The following is a 17,419-nucleotide window of genomic DNA, read 5'->3' on the forward strand; positions in this document are numbered from 1 at the left end:
CACCTTGCGGGCACTGCCGTAGGTCAAACAAAAACGGCCCAAACTTTCGTTTGGACCGAGTTCGAACTGTGGTGCGGAGACGGAGGGATTTGAACCCTCGGTGGGGTTTCCCCCACTCCACCTTAGCAGGGTGGTGCACTAGGCCGGACTATGCGACGTCTCCTTGGCTTGCGCCTCAGCAATCATAGCCGACGTCGGCCGAATCTCTACTTTCGGCCTCTCGATCAGTCGTCGAAGCCCTTGCTGCAGGTGTACTCCGCGGCCGATTGGCCCGTGATGCTCTTCGGCAGCACGGTCGCAGCCGAGCCGGCCTGACCAGCCTGGGTCAGGGCTGCTGCCGCATCCGATTCGCCGGCGCCCGGGTCGGCCGTCGTGCCGGATGCCGGGGGCAGCGCATTCGGGTCGACCTCGGCGCCCAGGCCGGTGTTGCCGGCTTCGGCGACGATCGGCTGATCGGCTCGGATCGCGGCGAACATCGCTTCGGCATCTGCGGCGTTCGGCTGCACCTTGCCGGCGTACACACCGGAGCCGCCGGTCGACCCTGGATACGCGTAGAACCCGATCTTGTCGAGCGGAATGTCTTTGAGAGCGACCGCGATCGACACCATGGTGTCGGGCGAGCTCAGACTCGTGGAGACCTGCATGTTGCTGGCGGCCGCCTTGGCCAGGCCATAGAGCTTGGTGACATCGGTCAGCGTGTCCGAGCTCTTGATCGTGCGCACGAGCGACGACAAGAAGACCTGTTGCGAGCTGATGCGACCCAGGTCGCTGCCGTCGCCGACGCCGTGTCTGGTTCTCAAGAACTGCAGCGCATCCATGCCCTGCAGCTGGTGCGTGCCCGCTGTCAGATGGGTGTTCGTCCACTCGTCGTCGATGGGAGACGCCACGCACACGGGCACACCGCCGACCGCGTTGGACATCTCGATCACGCCGTTGAACTGAATCTCGGCGGCGAAGGGAATCTCGAGCCCGGTGAGCTTCTCGACCGTGAGCACGGTGCAGGGCAGGCCGCCGTAGAGCAGGGTGACATTGATCGGCTGCGCCGACATCGCATCGCTCGTGCCGCCCTCGCCATCGGGGCATTCGGGGATCGACACGACGAGGTCGCGCGGGAAGCTGATGACCGACGCGCTGGAGTGATCCTGCGAGATGTGCAGGAGCATCGTGACGTCGTTCAGGTTCGACGTCTCGTCGCCGTACGCCTCGCCTTGACCCGCGCGGCTGTCGCTGCCGACGAGCAGCAGATTTACTCCCCCATCGATCGCCGCGATGTTCGGCGGCGGCAGGTCGGTCTTGTCACCCTCGAGGGCGACGACGGTGAGGTCCTTGCGCACATCCCACGTGGCGATCGCGGCGATCGATACCCCGCTGACGAGAAAAACGGCCATCATCAGGCCCACGACTCTGAAGAAAGAGGAGACGACGTTCGACGTGCGCTGACGTCCATGGCGAATCGCGGTCGGTCGAGGCGAGCGCGCGCCGCGACGCGAAGAATCTGCTCTCACTCGGTCCTTTCATGCACACGGTCTCGGGGTAGACCATGGTCATCGGGGTGGAATGGCGGAGGGCTAGGGATTCGAACCCTAGAGACATTTCTGCCCACCAGTTTTCAAGACTGGCTCCATCGGCCGCTCGGACAGCCCTCCTTGCCCGGTAGAACCAGACAAGCCACGATTCTAACCGAACCGCATCCGTCGGTGGGTCAGGCAGTGGTCAGAACGTGCGAAGAGCGACGGCCAGGCCGTCTTCGTGCACGGATGCCGTCACCTCGCTGGCAACGGCCAGCACGTCGTCGGGCGCCTGGCCCATCGCGACTCCGCGGCCGTGTTCGCCGGCCCAGGTGAGCATGTCGACGTCGTTGCGACCGTCGCCGATCGCGAAGATCCGCTCGCGCGGAACATCCAGAAGCTCGCGCACGCGCTCGAGGCCCGTGGCCTTGTTCACGCCGTCCGGAGCGATGTCGAGCCAGGCCGTCCAGCCGATGGCGTAGCTCACCTTGTGCAGGCCCATGCGCTCGACGAGAGAGAGGAAGTCTTCCATATCGTGGTCGGGCGAGATCACGACGACCCGGGTCGCCTCGATAGTGAGCAGCTGCTCGAACGGCACCGCTCGGCTACCGACGTCGGCGGCGGTCACGGGGAACGTGCCGTAGTAGCAGAAGTTGCCCTCCTCGTCTTCGACGGCGAAACTCGCCTCGGCGAGATGAGCCCTGATCTGCGTGAGCACGGGCCCGGGGTCGAAGGTCTCGACGAACTCGCGGCGGTATCCGACGGGTGCCGTCTCGTCGCGCTTGAGCGTGATGGCACCGTTCGAGCACACGACGTACTCCGGCGTGATCGACAGCTGGTCGAGCATGGGCAGCGTCGACGCCACCGAACGCCCGGTCGCCAGCATGATCTCGTGCCCGAGCGCCGAGACCCGAGCGACCTCGTCGCGGACCGCGTCGGTCAGAGTGCCGTCTTCGTGGATGATCGTGCCGTCGATGTCGAGGGCGAGCAACCAGCGATCGTCGGTCACTTCGGCTCGATTCTCTCGACTCCGTTGAGGTACGGGCGAAGCACCTCGGGCACGATCACCGATCCGTCGGCCTGCTGATGCGTCTCGAGAATAGCGACGATCCAACGAGTGGTCGCCAGAGTGCCGTTCAATGTGGCGACGGGAGCGGTCTTGCCGCTCTCGGTGCGGTAGCGGGTCTCGAGGCGACGAGCCTGGAAGGTCGTGCAGTTCGAGGTCGACGTGAGCTCGCGGTACGCATCCTGCGTGGGAATCCACGCCTCGATGTCGTACTTGCGTGCGGCCGACGAGCCGAGGTCGCCCGCGGCCGTGTCGATCACGCGGTAGCTGAGACCCAGATCCTGCATCATCTGCTCCTGGAACGACACCAGGGCGAGGTGCTCGTTCTCGGCATTCTCGGGCAGCACGTAGCTGAACATCTCGAGCTTGTTGAACTGGTGCACGCGCAGGATGCCGCGGGTGTCTTTTCCGCCCGAGCCGGCCTCGCGGCGGTAGCAGGTCGACCATCCGGCGTAGCGCTTCGAGCCGCCCTCGAGGTCGAGAATCTCGTCGGAGTGGAAGCCCGCGAGCGCCACCTCGCTCGTGCCGGTGAGGTAGAGGTCGTCGGCGGGAAGGTAGTAGATCTCGTCGGAGTGCTCTCCGAGGAACCCGGTGCCGGCCATGATCTCGGGGCGCACGAGCGTCGGAACGATCAGCGGCACGAAGTCGTTCTTCTCGGCACGGTCGAGCGCCAGCGTCATCAGGGCGAGTTCGAGTCGGGCACCGATTCCGGTGAGGTAGTAGAAGCGCGCACCCGAGACCTTGGCGCCCCGCGCCAGGTCGAAGATGCCCAGGGTCTCGCCGAGCTCGACGTGGTCTTTCGGCTCGAAGTCGAACGACGGACGCTCTCCGACCTCGCGGAGGGTCACGAAGTCGTCCTCGCCGCCGGCGGGCACGCCGTCGATGATCGGGTTGGCGATCTGCCGAACGATCGTCGTGAACTCGGCCTCGGCATCCGACGCCCGCTGGCTCGCGGCCTTGACCTCGGCGGCCAGCGACTGGGCCTCGGCGACGAGAGCCTTCTTCTCTTCTTTGGCGGCCTGCGCGACCTTCTTGCCGAAGGCATTCTGGCTCGCGCGCAGGTTCTCGTACTCGCCGATGGCGGCCCGGCGGGCGGCATCCGCTGACAGAGCCGCGTCGACCAGGTCGACGGAGTCGCCCCTCGCCGCCTGCGATTGGCGGAGGACATCGGGATTTTCGCGCAGGAGTACGGGATCGATCACCGCTCAAGCCTACCTTTTGCGGCGCGCGCGCCCGGATGGCCGCGGGTGAACAACGCGGTAGCTTTACACTCGTGGCCACAATCGAAGAACCCGCAGAGCCCCAACGGGCCGCTGTCGTGTACAACCCGATCAAAGTGGATGTCACCAAGTTGCGCGTCGAGATCAACCGGGCTGCCACGTCGGCCGGTTTCGAGAAGACCCTCTGGTTCGAGACCACGATCGACGAGGCCGGCCAGAACCTCGCCCGGCAAGCTGTAGAACAGGGCGCGACCGTCGTGATCGCGGCGGGCGGCGACGGCACGGTCAGAGCCGTCGCAGAGGGACTGCGCAACACCGGCGCCGCCCTCGGCCTCCTCCCGAGCGGCACGGGCAACCTCTTGGCCCGCAATCTCGACATGGGCGTTCCTCACACCGAGAGGGCGCTCGGCATCATCTTCACCGGTAAAGATCGGGTCATCGACCTGGGCCTCGCCGCGATCACCCGAGCCGACGGAGACGTGCAGGAACACGTCTTTCTCGTCATGGCAGGTCTCGGGCTCGACGCGAAGATGATCGCGAACACCAACTCAAGGCTCAAAAAGGCCGTCGGATGGCTGGCCTACGTCGACGGCGTCGGCCGCTCGCTGCCCGAGCTGCGCCCGGTGAAGTTCCGCTTCTCGATCGACGGGGCGCCCTGGAAGTCCACGTCGGCGCACACCGTGATGGTGGGCAACTGCGGCGTGCTCCCCGGCGGCGTGCTCCTCATTCCGGATGCCAAGCTCGACGACGGCGTGCTCGACATCATGGCGTTGCGTCCCGAGGGCCCGTTCGGCTGGCTGAAGGTGTGGAACAAGATCGCGTGGGAGAACGGGGTGCTGCGCAAGTCGGCAGCCGGGCGCAAGATCATCGATCTGTCACGCGACGTTCGCTCGGTGACCTATCGCACGGGCAAGGACCTCAAGCTGGTCGTCGCCGAGCCCGAGGAGTTCCAGCTCGACGGCGACGAGTTCGGCGAGGTCACCGCCGTGCACAGCTGGGTCGAGCCGGGTGCCCTCCGCGTGAAGGTGCCTGCGTAGCCCTACGAGGCGTCCGGCTCGCCCGAGATCACTCCGCGCAGCCAGTCACGGGCCTCGATGAACACGTCGTCGTCGTAGCGCGGGATGTACTCGATGGGCGCCTTGTCGGCTCGGGGGTACGAACCCAAGAAGATCACCTTCGGGCTGAAGCGGCGCACGCCCAGCAGCGAATCGGCCACGCGCTCGTCGAGGATGTGCCCGTCTGCGTCGATCACGAAGCGATAGCGACCGAGGGCGTCGCCGATGGGCCGCGACTCGAGCAGGCTCATGTTCACGCCGCGGGTCGAGAACTGCTCCAGCAGTTCGAGCAGGGCTCCGGCGCGATCGTCGGGCAGTTCGACGATCAGGCTCGTCTTGTCGGCTCCGGTGCGCGGAGGAATCGCGGTGGTCTTGCTCACCAGCACGAAGCGGGTGACCGCGTTGTCGTTGTCACCGATGTTCTCTGCGAGAACGTCGAGGTCGTAGTGATCGACGATTCCGGGAGGCGCGACGGCTGCGTCGGCCAGGTCGTTATCGAACAGCGAGGCCGCAGCGGCGACGTTCGACGTGGCCGGGATGTGCCCGTGGCTCGGCAGGTTGGCATCGAGCCAGTGGTGGCACTGCGTATAGGCCACCGGATGCGCGTTCACGACCTTCACATCGGCCAGCGTCGTTCCCGGCTTGGCCACCAGAACGAACTGCACCTTCACGAGGTACTCGCCCACGATGCGCAGATTCGGGATCTTCGCCAGAGCATCCTGCGTGGCGTTCACGCCGCCCTCGATCGAGTTCTCGATCGCGATCATCGCCGCGACACTGCGCCCGGCGACGACGTCGTCGAGAGCCTCACCCACGTTGTTGACGCTGCGCCAGATCTTGCCACGGGCATCCGGAACCTGCGCGAGAGCCGCCTCGGTGAACGTGCCCCGGGGGCCCAGGTAGCTATAGCTCTCGGTGGCGGCTTCGTTCTGCGGTGCGTCGGACATGGCTCAGAGCCTATTCGACGCGGCCTCTATTGCCGGGGCGCGCCCACGGTGCGCTGTGGCGCATGCTCCGGAAGAAGCAGCGTGCGGCGCTGCAGCCGTGACAGCAGAAGGACAGCCGCGCCCAGCGCTCCGAACGGAACGCCTCCGAAGAGGATGACACCACCGATGATCGCCATCAGCCCGAAATCGTTTGCGCCTATTCCTCCGACGAGCACGACAGCGCCCACGACGAGCGCAACTCCGCCGAGACCGACGAAGATCCATCCCATCCATGCGAGGATGCGCAGCATCCGGGCTCCGGTGAATGTCGGACGGGGTCCATAACGCGTGCCGATGTACTGCGACCACCGGGCACCGGTCCACCATCGAGTGACATTCGGCGCCACGGTGTACCAGCCGGCGTCGGCACCCTCCTGCTCGCCTGGGAGCGGACGAACCGCATCGATCGCAACGGCTGCCGAACGAGGTACCGGGATTCGGCGCACCGCGGTGGTCTGTATGGCCATCACGAACCAGAGCACCGCCAGGCAGAACGTGATCGTCCCAGTCGCGAAGATGCCGCCAGCGAGTAGGCCGAGTCCGAACTGCGCGAGTGCCAGCATGAGGAAGAAGCAGCCGAGCACCCATGCCATCACCGGCTGCTCTGTCGTGTTCCAGTCGGCGCCGGGGACGCCGCGTTTGATGCGCAAGCCCGTCCAATGTGAGCCGTCCCACCATCGCGGAAATCCGGCTACCGTCTCGTACCAGCCCGGCGCCGGAGCGGTGAGCGACGAGGGCTGGTCCACGGCCGCAGAGTTCTGAGGATTCGCGTCGGCCTCATGAGCCGTCCACTGCACGCCATCCCACCACCGCACTCGCCCTGGTGTTCCGGCGTCGTACCATCCGGGAGCCATTGTCATGTGGGTTCCCTCTCCGATGTTCTTTCGACGGACGCTCGAGGCTTCTTCTCCGAGACCGCTCTTGGCCACGGTAGCAGCACGCAATCGCGTGTCGAGGAGAGCCGACGTGAAGCGGTTGAGCGTGGCTTTGTAGAGTGACGTGGACGCGAAATGCGATTCAGTCGGAACGCGAGGGAAGGGTGCCAGGTGACAGCCAACAGCAGCGGCGCGCCGCTTACGACAGTGGTCGTCGACCCTCGTTCTGACGAGGGACGAGCGGCCGTGAGGCGCTTCTACATCGACATCGTGGGCCGCTACTGGGGCCGGCCGGCCACGGATGCCGAGGTCGAGCAGGCCATGCTCGACGAACCCAGTGACGACCTTCGCGGCGAAGGCGGATTTCTGCTCCTGGTCCAGGATGACGCACGCGTCGTAGGGTGCGGAGGCGTGCGCTTCATCGAGCCGGGCGTCGGCGAACTCACCCGAATCTTCGTCGACGTGACCTCCCGGGGTCGAGGCGCGGGTCGCATCCTGATCAGTGAACTCGAATCGATCAGCGCTCGCCGCGGCGTGCACACTCTGCGGCTGACGGTTCGCGACGATCTCGTCGAGGCGCACCAGCTCTACCAGCGGCTCGGCTATGAGAAGGTCGACCCTTTCTCGACGTCGCCCTACGCCGATCACCACCTCGCGAAAACGCTGTCGCCCACTGCCGAGTAGCCCTGCACCGCGCTCGTATTCAGGACGAACGGGTCGAAAACGGGGTTTTCGCGCGTGGTGGGTGCGTTCCTCCTGCGTCCGAGCGGCGACGTGCTCCAGCAGACAGCCCGCGCAGTGCCATGGAGAAGAAGAAAACGGCAGTCGCAGCGCCGGGCACAACGGCGATGTATCCGATTTTGTCGACACTGAGATTCATCAGCACGAGGACGTTCGTCGACGCGTAGCCGAGCGTTGCGCTGAGGCTCCAGAAAGAAATGCCGACCGCCCACGTCAGCGGAATGCTCGCTGCCGCCATGACCATGAGCGCGGCCGGTCTGGTACTTGCCCGGAAGAAGAGAGCGAGCCCGGTGAGCATGGCCATCGGTGCAACGAGCAGCAGCAGCTGCAACTCTTCCGAGCTCCGCGCGTCGGGGTTCAGCAGCACTCGGATCGTCGTGAAGACACCCACGATCGCGAGCGTCGTCGCCAGCGTCAGAACTACAGCCGTCGCAGACGAACGCGGGCGTCGAGTGTCGGCCGACAGTGCGCCTTGTTCCCGTCGAACGTCTCGGATGCGAGTGGTGCGCCAAGCCAGGTCGGCGGCGATCCCACGAATGGCCCGCCAGGCCAGGCTCAGCGCGAGCAGGCGGCGAGCGGCTGAGCCGGGCCCGACGTCTGCGCTCTGCTCGTAGAGATCGGAAGCGATCTCATCGCGGCGCTGCCCCGCGACATCTTCTGGGAGCTTTCGTGTGTAGAAAGCCACCCATCGCAAGATGAGGGCGACCGTCAGGTGGTGGGCGATGGTGGAGCGTCGCTCGCTCATGGAAGCACCGGGATGCTTGGGAACACGGGAACCGCCGTCGCGCTCTTCGACGAGGCAGTCGATGCATCCGATCTCGACGCGCTCTTCACCGTCTCGATTCCTGCCGCGGTGATCGAGTACAGGCGACGGCGGGGCCGCCCCTCTGCCTCGGCCTGCTCGGCGTCTTCCCAGCGCGATTCGAGCAGCCCTCTTTCAGTGAGTCGCCCCAGAGCTTTGTACAGAGTGCCATGCGAAATCAACGCCTGCGCCGGCCTTTCGGCACTGATACTTCGGGCGATCGAGTACCCGTACGCATCAGAGCTCTGAGCACAGAGATCAATGACGGCATGGAGCAGCGACATCTCCATCGGAAGTATCGATCCTTCTTTGCGTCTCGGCATATCAAAAGAATAGGAAGGTACCTTCTCGAAGTCAACCAGTCGGCTGCGAAGCGCTCGCCCGCAGGAAGAACGGACCGAAAAACGAGGTTTTCGCGCGCGGTGGGTGCGTTTCTCCTGAATACGAGCGGCACCTCCTCTGAGCGGTGTCGGAGTGCCAGACTGGGAGGCATGGAAAACCGCGCCGGCACCGTTGCCCTCCCCGAAGACCTGGTCGATGTCGAGGCGCTCGTTCGCGCCTATTACGAACTGAAGCCCGATGTCACGATCGCTGACCAGAAAGTGGTCTTCGGCACGAGCGGACACCGCGGCTCGTCGCTGAACACGGCCTTCAACGAAGACCACATCGCCGCGACCACGCAGGCCATCGTCGAGTACCGCGCGGGCCAGGGCATCACCGGCCCGCTCTTCATCGGTATCGACACCCACGCGCTCAGCCGCCCCGCGCAGACGACGGCCCTCGAGGTGCTCGTGGGCAACGAGGTGCGTGTGCTCGTCGACGAGTTCGACAGCTTCACCCCGACCCCCGCCGTGAGCCACGCGATCATCGCGTACAACCTGGCCCTTCGACAGGCTCAGGGAACGGCCGAAGGATTCGAGGGGCAGGCCGACGGCATCGTCGTCACGCCCAGCCACAACCCGCCCGCGGATGGCGGCTTCAAGTACAACCCGCCCCACGGAGGCCCCGCAGACAGCGACGCCACCGGCTGGATCGCGAACCGCGCCAACGAGCTGCTCGCCGACGGCCTACGCGGCGTGAAGCGCGCCGAGCCCAGCGCGGTCGAGACCTACGACTTCATGAACAACTACGTGAACGATCTCGGCACCATCATCGACATGGAGGCCATCAAGAAGTCGGGCATCCGCATCGGCGCCGATCCGCTGGGCGGCGCCAGCGTCTACTACTGGCAGGCCATCCGCGAGCGCTATGGAATCGACCTCACGGTCGTGAACCCGCTCGTCGACCCGCAGTGGGGCTTCATGACTCTCGACTGGGACGGCAAGATCCGCATGGATCCGTCGTCGCCCAGCGCCATGGCATCCGTGCTCGCCCACCAGCACGACTACGACCTCCTCACGGGCAACGACGCCGACGCCGACCGGCACGGCATCGTGACCCCGGATGGCGGCCTCATGAACCCCAACCACTACCTGGCCGTCGCCATCCAGTATCTTTACGCCAATCGCGCCGACTGGAAGCCCGACGCCGCGATCGGCAAGACCCTCGTTTCGTCGAGCATGATCGACCGGGTCGCGACCGAGCTCGGTCGCACACTGCTCGAGGTTCCGGTGGGCTTCAAGTGGTTCGTGCCGGGGCTGGTCGACGGAACCGTCGCCTTCGGTGGGGAAGAGAGCGCGGGCGCGAGCTTCTTGCGTTTCGACGGCACCGTGTGGACGACCGATAAAGACGGCATCATCCTGTGCCTGCTCGCGGCCGAGATCCTCGCGGTCACCGGCAAGACGCCCAGCCAGCTGTACTCGGAGCTCACCGAGAAGTTCGGCTCGCCCGCCTACGAGCGAGTGGATGCCGCGGCCACGAAAGCGCAGAAGGCTCGGCTCGCAAAGCTCGACGGCGACGCGATCACCGCGACCGAGGTCGCAGGCGAGACGATCATCGCGAAGCTCAGCCACGCGCCCGGCAATGGAGCAGCGATCGGCGGGGTGAAGGTCGTGACCGAGAATGCGTGGTTCGCGGCGCGCCCCAGCGGCACCGAAGACGTGTACAAGATCTACGCCGAGAGCTTCTTGGGCGAAGAGCACCTGCGCCAGGTGCAGAAAGAGGCCAAGGCGATCGTCGACGAGGCCCTCGCCGAGTAGCGCACCCTCGGGTGGCCTCGATACGCCGGCTCCTTCGTCACGCGCCTACTCGACCAGCGCAGTCCTAGGCGCTGGTCGAGTAGGCCGCCCGCGGCCGTATCGAGACCCTACGCGATGCTGTAGAACCAGGCTGTGGCGCCCGGGTTCTCGATAGTGATCGCCTGGTCGAGGTCGCGGTACTGGGCATCGATGGTGTGCCCCACCATGCTGATCGCACCCGTGGCAGCATCGACCTTCGACACCAGCATCGTGTGGTCGACGCCGTTCTCGTTCTCGGGATCCCAGTCGAACATGACGACGTCGCCGACCTTCACCTGCGCCCGCTGATCGAGCGAGAGCCGCGTAGCCCTGTCGGTCTGCGAGGCGAACCACGCGTCCATTGCAGGACCGCGCGCCCAGCTGTCGCTGAAGTCGCCGGTGGTGTTCCAGTCGCTGTACCACTCGTCGGTCTGCTGCCACCCGCGCGCGATCAGGGTCTGGTTCACGAAGTTGCCGCAGTCGTTGTCGGGGAATACACCCCAGACCTCGGAGTTATAGTCCTGCCAGTGGGCGAACGCGTACTGCATCTGCGCGTCGACGCCCGTGACGACCTGATAGTCATAGTCGGCCGCACTCGCGATGACCTCGCCCTCGTCGCTCGAGACGGTCACGCTCACCGCGCCCGCCGCGTAGTCGACCGCCGCCGGTGCCACGACCTGCAGCTGATTGTCGGCCACGGCGGTGATCGACGTAGCCGCTGCACCGCCGAAGATCACACTCGATACATGGTCGAGGCCCTCGCCGGTCAACGTGATCGTTTCGCCACCGAGAAGAGAGCCGGATGCCGGAGACATCGTGTCGATGCGCGTCGCGTCGGTCTTGCCTCCCTGCCCAGACCCCTCGGTGTGGGCTTTATCTACAGCCGTACATCCGGTCAGCGCGAAGGCTGCCACGAACAGGGATGCGAGAACCGAGCGGGTCGTACGCGTGCGGCGAGTGATGATCTCCTCCAGAGAGTTCTTCGGGCGCACCGACCTTAAAGACGAGCGCATGACCGGGATTCATCCCATCCCAGCACAGCTTTCTGAGCGCCCCCTTAAGGGTGACGTCGAGAGAGACCGCGTGTCGCGCTCGTCAGGCCCGCCGCGGGCGCTGCGACACCCGCGCGCTCACGATCAGGGCCAGGATGCCGGCCACCAGCGAGAAGGCGAAGGTCGCCACAAAAGACGGCTGGCTTCCCGGCGCGCCCGCCACGGAGAATGCGACCGCACCCAGCGCGAGTGCGATGGCGGATCCGCCGGAGTCGGCGATGGCGAGCGCCGATGAATTGAAGCCCTGCTCGGCGGGCGTCGAGTAGTCGAACGTCAGCACCGTGATGCGCGGATAGGCGAAGCCCATACCCGCGCCCCCGAGGAACCAGCCCCCGATGATCACCCAGGCGGGCAGCTCGAGCGCGGTCACGAGCAGCACCACGCCGATCGCTGCGGTCGCCCCGAGAATTCCGATGCGGATGGCGGTGCGATGCGACACCCGATCTCCGAGTCGCCCCTGAGCCAGCGACGACGAGCCCCACGCGACGCCCGAGAAACTCAGGGCGAGCCCGGCGAGCGCCGCTGTGAGTCCGAAACGCTCGGTGAGCACATAGGGCAGGTACACCTCGGCGCTCATGAACGCCCCGGCGAGCAGGCCGCGCATCGCGATCACGCTCGGCAGCCCACGGCGCAGGCGCAGGCTGGCCGCGGGCAGAAGCGGCCGGAGGGCCACGAGCGCAACGGCCAAGCCCCCTGTTGCCAGCACCCACCGGGCTACGCCATCCAGATCGGCTGCGATGTTCAGACCCAGGATGGCGATGGCCAGCAGCACGGCCCAGAGCGCACGCGCGGTGCTGCTTCGGCCATCCGGTTCGAGGCGGTCGTGCGGCGCCATGCTGCGCATGGCCGGCAGCACCATCGCCATCGCCGGCAGCACGAGCACGACGACGCCGAGGAAGACCCAGCGCCATCCCAGATACTGCCCGACGACGCCCGCAATGAACGGCCCGACCAGAGCGGGAACGACCCATGCCGCCGCGAAGGCTCCGAAGATCTTGGGCTGCAGGCGGGGCGGATAGATCTTCGCGACGATCACGTAGAGCGCGACGGTCAACGCTCCGCCGCCGAGACCCTGCACCAGGCGCCCCGCGAGGAAGATCGGCATCGTCGGAGCGGTGCCGGCGATCACGAGCCCCAGGGCGAAGAGCGCAACGGATGCGTAGAGCGCCTTCACCGGTCCGCGCCTGTCTGACCAGTCGCCGGCCAACACCATGCCGATCACGCCCGACGCCAGCGGGCCTGCGAAGGCCAGGGCGTAGAGGGCCAGCCCATCCAGATCGCGTGCGATCGCGGGCATGATCGTGGTGACGGCCAGCTGCTCGAAGGCGGCGATCACGATGAGCGCGCACGCGCCGATGCTCACCAGGCGATACGGCTTATCGAGAATGCCCTGGGGGCGTGCGGCGGCTTCTGGCCTAGTCAAGATAGCCGGGCGCGGCGGGCAGGCCGAAGAACTCTTCGAGGGTCGCGACGCCCTCATTGTGCATCTCGGTCGAGAGGTCGACCCCGATGTAGCGGAAGTGCCACGGCTCGTACTCGTATCCCGTGATCGCCGTCTTGTCTGCCGGATAGCTCAGCAGAAAGCCGAACCGGTAGGCGTTGGCCGCCAGCCACTGACCCGCGGTCGTGTCGCCGAAGCACGGGCCGTCGAGCGAGCATCCACTGCCCGACGTCAGAAGGTCGATCGCCATGCCGGTCTGGTGTTCGCTGAAACCCGGGCGCGCGCTCGTGAGGTCTGCGCCGGCCGTTCCGAGCTGATTGACGTATCTGTTGTACGCGTTGACCTGGATGCCATACGAGCGGTACCCGCTCTGGGCCACGAGCTGCTGACCGATCTCGGCGTTCGCCGCATCGACCATCGTTGCGAGCGCGTCGGCCGCCTCTTGCCGCAGCGGGAATCCGTTGGGGTTCGGAATGTCTGACCGCAGCGGCACCAGGTCGGGCGGCACGTAGTTCGCCGCATCGGGAATCGGGCGCGTCTTGTTGACGACGAACCAGATGCTCGTGGGGTCGTCGATCGAGCGCGCCGATTTGTCGAAGCCGGTCGAGGCGGCGGGCGCGGGTTCCGAGGGAACGGCGAGCGGCACCGCTGTCTGGATGGGCGCGGGGATGGTGATCTGCGCGGGAGCCGAGGCCTGGTTCGGCAGCGAATCGGCGGTCACGGATGCCTCGGGCACGTTTCGCTGTGCCGTCGCGCTCCACAGAGCCGCTTCGCCGACGACCACGAGCACGATGGCGGCAAGCCCGGCTGTGAACACGCGAGCCTTCGACTGGCGAGTGGGTTCGCGGCGCTGAGAGGGATCGCGGCGCAGCGAGGACTCGTGACGAAGATGGGTTTCGCGGCGACGAGAGGGTTCGCTGCGACGCAGTTCGCGTCGCGGTCTCAAGTCAGTCACCATTCCACAATACGGGCGCGATCTGTTCTTTTCGTGGAGGTTGGAACGCCGCGCGGTTGAGAAGCCGTTTCACTCGGTGTAACTTTGCACTCTGCGCAATTTTTCTGCCGTGCGATTTTCTCCCCCCGTTTACCCTCTCTCCCCGTCAGGAATCTCATGACCTCAACACCGAGCGCTCCTCGGAGCTCGAAGAAGTCCGGCGCTGATCGCGCACGGGCTGCTGCCGAATCCGGCGGCCAGCTGTCGGCGCGACAGATCCAATTCATCATCTTCGGCCTCATGGCCGGAATGTTCCTCGCCGCACTCGACCAGTCCATCGTGGGCACGTCGATGCGCACCATCGGAGACGACCTGAAGGGTCAAGACCAGCAGGCCTGGGTCACCACGGCCTACCTGGTGGTGTCGACGATCGCCACACCGATCTACGGCAAGCTCAGTGACATCTTCGGTCGCCGTCCGCTCTACATCATCGCCATCTCGATCTTCATTCTGGGCTCGCTCCTCGCGGGCATCTCCACGTCGATGATCGAGCTCGCCGGCTTCCGCGCCATCCAGGGCCTGGGCGCCGGTGGCCTGATGTCCTTGGCGCTCACCGTGATGGGCGACATCCTCGCTCCCCGCGAGCGGGCCAAATATCAGGGCTACTTTCTCGCCGTCTTCGGCGTCTCGAGTGTGCTCGGCCCCCTGCTGGGCGGCCTGATCTCGGGAACTCCCGAGATCTTCTACATCACCGGATGGCGCTGGATCTTCCTGCTCAACCTGCCGGTCGCAGCGATCGCGATGATCCTCGTCGTCAGCTTCCTGCACATTCCCCACACCCGCCGCGATGCCCGCATCGACTGGTGGGGCGCCGCATTCATCGTCATGGGCATCGCACCCCTGCTGCTCGTCGCCGAGAATGGCCGCGACTGGGGCTGGGGTTCGGCGGGCGCGTTCGCCTGCTACGTGATCGGCGTCGTCGGCATCGTGGCGTTCATCTTCACCGAGCGCCGCATGGGCAGCAACGCCCTCATTCCGCTCTCGTTGTTCTCGTCATCGACCTTCTCGATGGCCAGCATCATCGGAACCCTTGTGGGCTTCGGAATGTTCGGCGGCATGCTGACCATCCCTCTGTACCTGCAGATCGTCAACGGGGCCACACCCACCGAGTCCGGCCTGCTGATGATTCCGATGGTCGTGGGTCTGATGATCGCATCGATCGTGTCGGGTCAGATCATCGCTCGAACGGGCAAGTACAAGGTCTTCCCGATCGTCGGAACGTTCCTGATGTCGGCAGCCTTCTTCTACCTGACGTTCGCGACAGCGACCAGCGGCGTCGTCTACATCATGGGCGGAATGCTCATGCTCGGTCTCGGCCTCGGCCAGTTGATGCAGACGCTCACGATCGCCACCCAGAACTCGGTCGGGCCTCGCGACATCGGAGTGGCCACGAGCGCCGCGACCTTCTTCCGCCAGATCGGTGGAACACTCGGCACCGCCGTCATCTTCTCGGTGGTGTTCTCCCGCGCGCCCGATGCCATCCAAGACGCGTTCAAGACGCCGGATGTCGTGGCCGGCATCGCGGCGGCAGGTCAAGACCCGAAGGTGCTCGCCAACCCGGCCAACGTCGACATTCTGACGCAGATGCAGCTCGCGCAGTCGGGACAGCCGAACACTCTCGGCAGCGCACTCAACGGCGACACCTCGTTCCTGAACCTCATCGACCCGCGCCTTGCCCGCCCCTTCCTTGAGGGCTTCTCGACAGCCATGGTCACGGGATTCTGGATCAGTCTCAGCGTCGTGCTCGTCGCCTTCCTCCTCAGCTGGTTCCTGAAGGCCACCCCCCTGCGGCAGAAGTCGGCCCTGCAGGAGGCCAATGACGACGCCCAGGCTGCGGCCGCCGCGAAAGCCGATGGCGCCCGCGCCGACTCCGAGGGCGAGCTGCAGCTGCAGCTCGGATCGACACGCGCCGCGGAGACCTTCGGGGCGCTCGTCGAACCAGCGACCGGCAGCGTTCCAGCGCAGAAGCCCAAGCCGTAGGGCCCTCCGACCGCTCCGGCAGGTTTGACACCTGTCGGAGCGGTCGCCTACCGTGGTGAGAATGCCGAGAGAGCGCTCTCTCGCTGCAATTGAGGAGCCCGTCGCCACTATGTCGCTCGACACACCCACGTTCACGTCTTTCCCTCCGGGCTTCATCTGGGGCTCGGCCACGGCCGCAGCTCAGATCGAAGGAGCGGCCCACGAGGGCGGCAAGGAAGACTCGGTGTGGGACGCGTTCGCTCGCGTGCCGAACGCGATCATCAACGGCGACACCCCCGAGGTGGCGGTCGACCACTACCACCGCTTCGCTGGCGACGTGGCGATTATGAAAGAACTGGGCCTCGACTCCTATCGGTTCTCGACGAGCTGGTCACGCATCAAGCCGGGCGACCGTGAATTCAACCGCACCGGCCTCGACTTCTATTCGCGCCTGGTCGACGACCTGCTCGAGGCCGGAATCCTGCCCTGGCTCACCCTGTACCACTGGGACCTCCCTCAGGCGGTCGAGGAGCTCGGCGGATGGGCCAACCGCGACACTGCCTTCCGCTTCCGCGACTACGCCGAGGGCGTCTACGCGGTTCTCGGCGATCGCGTCGGGCACTGGACCACGTTCAACGAGCCGTTCTGCTCGGCCCTGCTCGGCTACGGAGCCGGCGTGCACGCTCCCGGCCGCCGCGAGCCTCTCGCCGCGATCCAGGCCGTGCACCACCATCACCTCGCGCACGGTCTCACCGTGAACCGCCTGCGCGAGCTCGGTGCTCAGAATCTGGGCGTCACGTACAACCTGACCAACGCCATCCCGGCGGATGCCGCAGACCCCGTCGATCTCGACGCCGCGCGCCGTCTCGACGGCATGATGAACCGCATCTTCCTCGACCCCGTGCTGCGCGGGGCCTACCCCGCCGATGTGGCCGACGATCTGGCGGCCGTCGGCATCCAGTTGTCTGAGATCGTGCACGACGGCGACCTCGAGATCATCTCGGCGCCCATCGACTTTCTCGGTATCAACCACTATCACGACGACGTCGTCAGTGGACATCCGCTGGAGGCCGGGGCCATCGACCCCCACCTCGTGGAGAACGGGCGGCCGCTGTCGTCGCCGTTCGTCGGCAGCGAGTTCCTGACCTTTCCGAGCCGTGGCCTGCCCCGCACCGCCATGGACTGGGAGGTGCACCCCGATGGTCTGCGCCACCTGCTGGTGCGACTCGGCCACGAGTACCCGAACCTGCCGCCGCTGTACATGACCGAGAACGGCGCGGCCTACGACGACGTGGTGTCACCAGACGGCGCCGTGCACGACCCCGAAAGGGCGGCCTTCATCCTGGCGCACGTGACCGCCGTCGCTGAGGCCATCGCCGAGGGCGCAGATGTGCGGGGTTACTTCGTGTGGTCGCTGCTCGACAACTTCGAGTGGGCCTGGGGCTACGACAAGCGCTTCGGTATCGTGCGCGTCGACTACGACACGCAAGAACGCACGATCAAGGACTCGGGGCGTGCGTTCGCTGCCGTCTTCGCGGGGCGGCCCGCGGAGTAGTGGCAGCGC

General features: G+C 66.0%; 15 protein-coding genes and 2 tRNA genes. 5 read left to right on the top strand and 12 right to left on the bottom strand.

The window, feature by feature from the left end; all coding sequences use genetic code 11:
• Positions 1 to 74: 74 nt before the first annotated feature.
• The 5 genes from B9Y86_RS04135 to serS all read right to left on the bottom strand — a co-directional run bounded on the left by B9Y86_RS04135 (position 75) and on the right by serS (position 3,776).
• Positions 75 to 163, bottom strand: a tRNA-Ser gene (locus tag B9Y86_RS04135).
• 61 nt (positions 164 to 224) lie between these two features.
• Positions 225 to 1,505 (bottom strand): LCP family protein, encoded by a 1,281-nt coding sequence (locus B9Y86_RS04140; RefSeq protein ID WP_244894622.1) that lies wholly within the window; start codon positions 1,503 to 1,505, stop codon positions 225 to 227.
• A 53-nt stretch (positions 1,506 to 1,558) separates the two neighbouring features.
• Positions 1,559 to 1,646: transfer RNA gene (locus tag B9Y86_RS04145), tRNA-Ser, on the bottom strand.
• Positions 1,647 to 1,713: 67 nt separating this feature from the next.
• A complete protein-coding gene (locus B9Y86_RS04150) occupies positions 1,714 to 2,517 on the bottom strand; it encodes an HAD family hydrolase (RefSeq protein ID WP_085483168.1) in 804 nt (267 codons plus the stop codon).
• The gene (gene serS, locus B9Y86_RS04155; RefSeq protein WP_085483170.1) at positions 2,514 to 3,776 is read right to left on the bottom strand and encodes a serine--tRNA ligase; all 1,263 of its coding nucleotides are present in this window, start codon (positions 3,774 to 3,776) and stop codon (positions 2,514 to 2,516) included. Before serS ends, B9Y86_RS04150 begins: the two co-directional genes overlap by 4 nt.
• 71 nt (positions 3,777 to 3,847) lie before the next feature.
• Here serS and B9Y86_RS04160 point away from each other — a divergent pair, with 71 nt between their 5' ends.
• Complete coding sequence (locus B9Y86_RS04160; RefSeq protein WP_244894623.1) at positions 3,848 to 4,831, top strand: diacylglycerol/lipid kinase family protein; 984 nt, start codon at positions 3,848 to 3,850, stop codon at positions 4,829 to 4,831.
• Between the two features lie 2 nt (positions 4,832 to 4,833).
• On the opposite strand, the gene pheA is transcribed toward B9Y86_RS04160, so the two are convergent.
• Both pheA and B9Y86_RS04170 read right to left on the bottom strand, forming a co-directional pair.
• The gene (pheA, locus tag B9Y86_RS04165; RefSeq protein ID WP_085483175.1) at positions 4,834 to 5,796 is read right to left on the bottom strand and encodes a prephenate dehydratase; all 963 of its coding nucleotides are present in this window, start codon (positions 5,794 to 5,796) and stop codon (positions 4,834 to 4,836) included.
• 26 nt (positions 5,797 to 5,822) lie between these two features.
• On the bottom strand, positions 5,823 to 6,695 hold the full coding sequence (locus B9Y86_RS04170; protein WP_085483792.1) for a DUF2510 domain-containing protein: 873 nt from the start codon (positions 6,693 to 6,695) through the stop codon (positions 5,823 to 5,825).
• A gap of 186 nt (positions 6,696 to 6,881) precedes the next feature.
• Between B9Y86_RS04170 and B9Y86_RS04175 the strand changes: the two genes are divergently transcribed.
• A complete protein-coding gene (locus tag B9Y86_RS04175; RefSeq protein WP_176223246.1) occupies positions 6,882 to 7,394 on the top strand; it encodes a GNAT family N-acetyltransferase in 513 nt (170 codons plus the stop codon).
• 19 nt (positions 7,395 to 7,413) lie between these two features.
• Here the strand turns inward: B9Y86_RS04175 and B9Y86_RS04180 are convergent, their stop codons facing one another.
• Both B9Y86_RS04180 and B9Y86_RS04185 read right to left on the bottom strand, forming a co-directional pair.
• Positions 7,414 to 8,196 (bottom strand): hypothetical protein, encoded by a 783-nt coding sequence (locus B9Y86_RS04180; protein WP_085483179.1) that lies wholly within the window; start codon positions 8,194 to 8,196, stop codon positions 7,414 to 7,416.
• Positions 8,193 to 8,576 carry a PadR family transcriptional regulator gene (locus tag B9Y86_RS04185; protein ID WP_085483181.1) on the bottom strand — a complete coding sequence of 128 codons (384 nt, stop codon included), beginning with the start codon at positions 8,574 to 8,576 and terminating at the stop codon, positions 8,193 to 8,195. The genes B9Y86_RS04180 and B9Y86_RS04185 overlap by 4 nt, the downstream gene beginning before the upstream one ends.
• Positions 8,577 to 8,744: 168 nt before the next feature.
• Here B9Y86_RS04185 and pgm point away from each other — a divergent pair, with 168 nt between their 5' ends.
• The gene (pgm, locus tag B9Y86_RS04190; protein WP_085483183.1) at positions 8,745 to 10,391 is read left to right on the top strand and encodes a phosphoglucomutase (alpha-D-glucose-1,6-bisphosphate-dependent); all 1,647 of its coding nucleotides are present in this window, start codon (positions 8,745 to 8,747) and stop codon (positions 10,389 to 10,391) included.
• Positions 10,392 to 10,498: 107 nt separating this feature from the next.
• Here the strand turns inward: pgm and B9Y86_RS04195 are convergent, their stop codons facing one another.
• The 3 genes from B9Y86_RS04195 to B9Y86_RS04205 all read right to left on the bottom strand — a co-directional run bounded on the left by B9Y86_RS04195 (position 10,499) and on the right by B9Y86_RS04205 (position 13,857).
• A complete protein-coding gene (locus B9Y86_RS04195) occupies positions 10,499 to 11,422 on the bottom strand; it encodes an amidase domain-containing protein (protein WP_085483185.1) in 924 nt (307 codons plus the stop codon).
• An 82-nt stretch (positions 11,423 to 11,504) separates the two neighbouring features.
• Positions 11,505 to 12,884 carry an MFS transporter gene (locus B9Y86_RS04200; RefSeq protein ID WP_244894624.1) on the bottom strand — a complete coding sequence of 460 codons (1,380 nt, stop codon included), beginning with the start codon at positions 12,882 to 12,884 and terminating at the stop codon, positions 11,505 to 11,507.
• The gene (locus B9Y86_RS04205) at positions 12,877 to 13,857 is read right to left on the bottom strand and encodes a M15 family metallopeptidase (RefSeq protein WP_176223247.1); all 981 of its coding nucleotides are present in this window, start codon (positions 13,855 to 13,857) and stop codon (positions 12,877 to 12,879) included. Before B9Y86_RS04205 ends, B9Y86_RS04200 begins: the two co-directional genes overlap by 8 nt.
• Positions 13,858 to 14,013: 156 nt before the next feature.
• Between B9Y86_RS04205 and B9Y86_RS04210 the strand changes: the two genes are divergently transcribed.
• Positions 14,014 to 15,876, top strand: a complete 1,863-nt coding sequence (locus B9Y86_RS04210; RefSeq protein WP_176223248.1) for an MDR family MFS transporter — start codon at positions 14,014 to 14,016, stop codon at positions 15,874 to 15,876.
• 109 nt (positions 15,877 to 15,985) lie between these two features.
• The gene (locus B9Y86_RS04215) at positions 15,986 to 17,410 is read left to right on the top strand and encodes a glycoside hydrolase family 1 protein (protein WP_085483192.1); all 1,425 of its coding nucleotides are present in this window, start codon (positions 15,986 to 15,988) and stop codon (positions 17,408 to 17,410) included.
• Positions 17,411 to 17,419: the final 9 nt, after the last annotated feature.

This window comes from Agreia pratensis (genome assembly GCF_900177685.1).
GTDB lineage: Bacteria > Actinomycetota > Actinomycetes > Actinomycetales > Microbacteriaceae > Agreia > Agreia pratensis.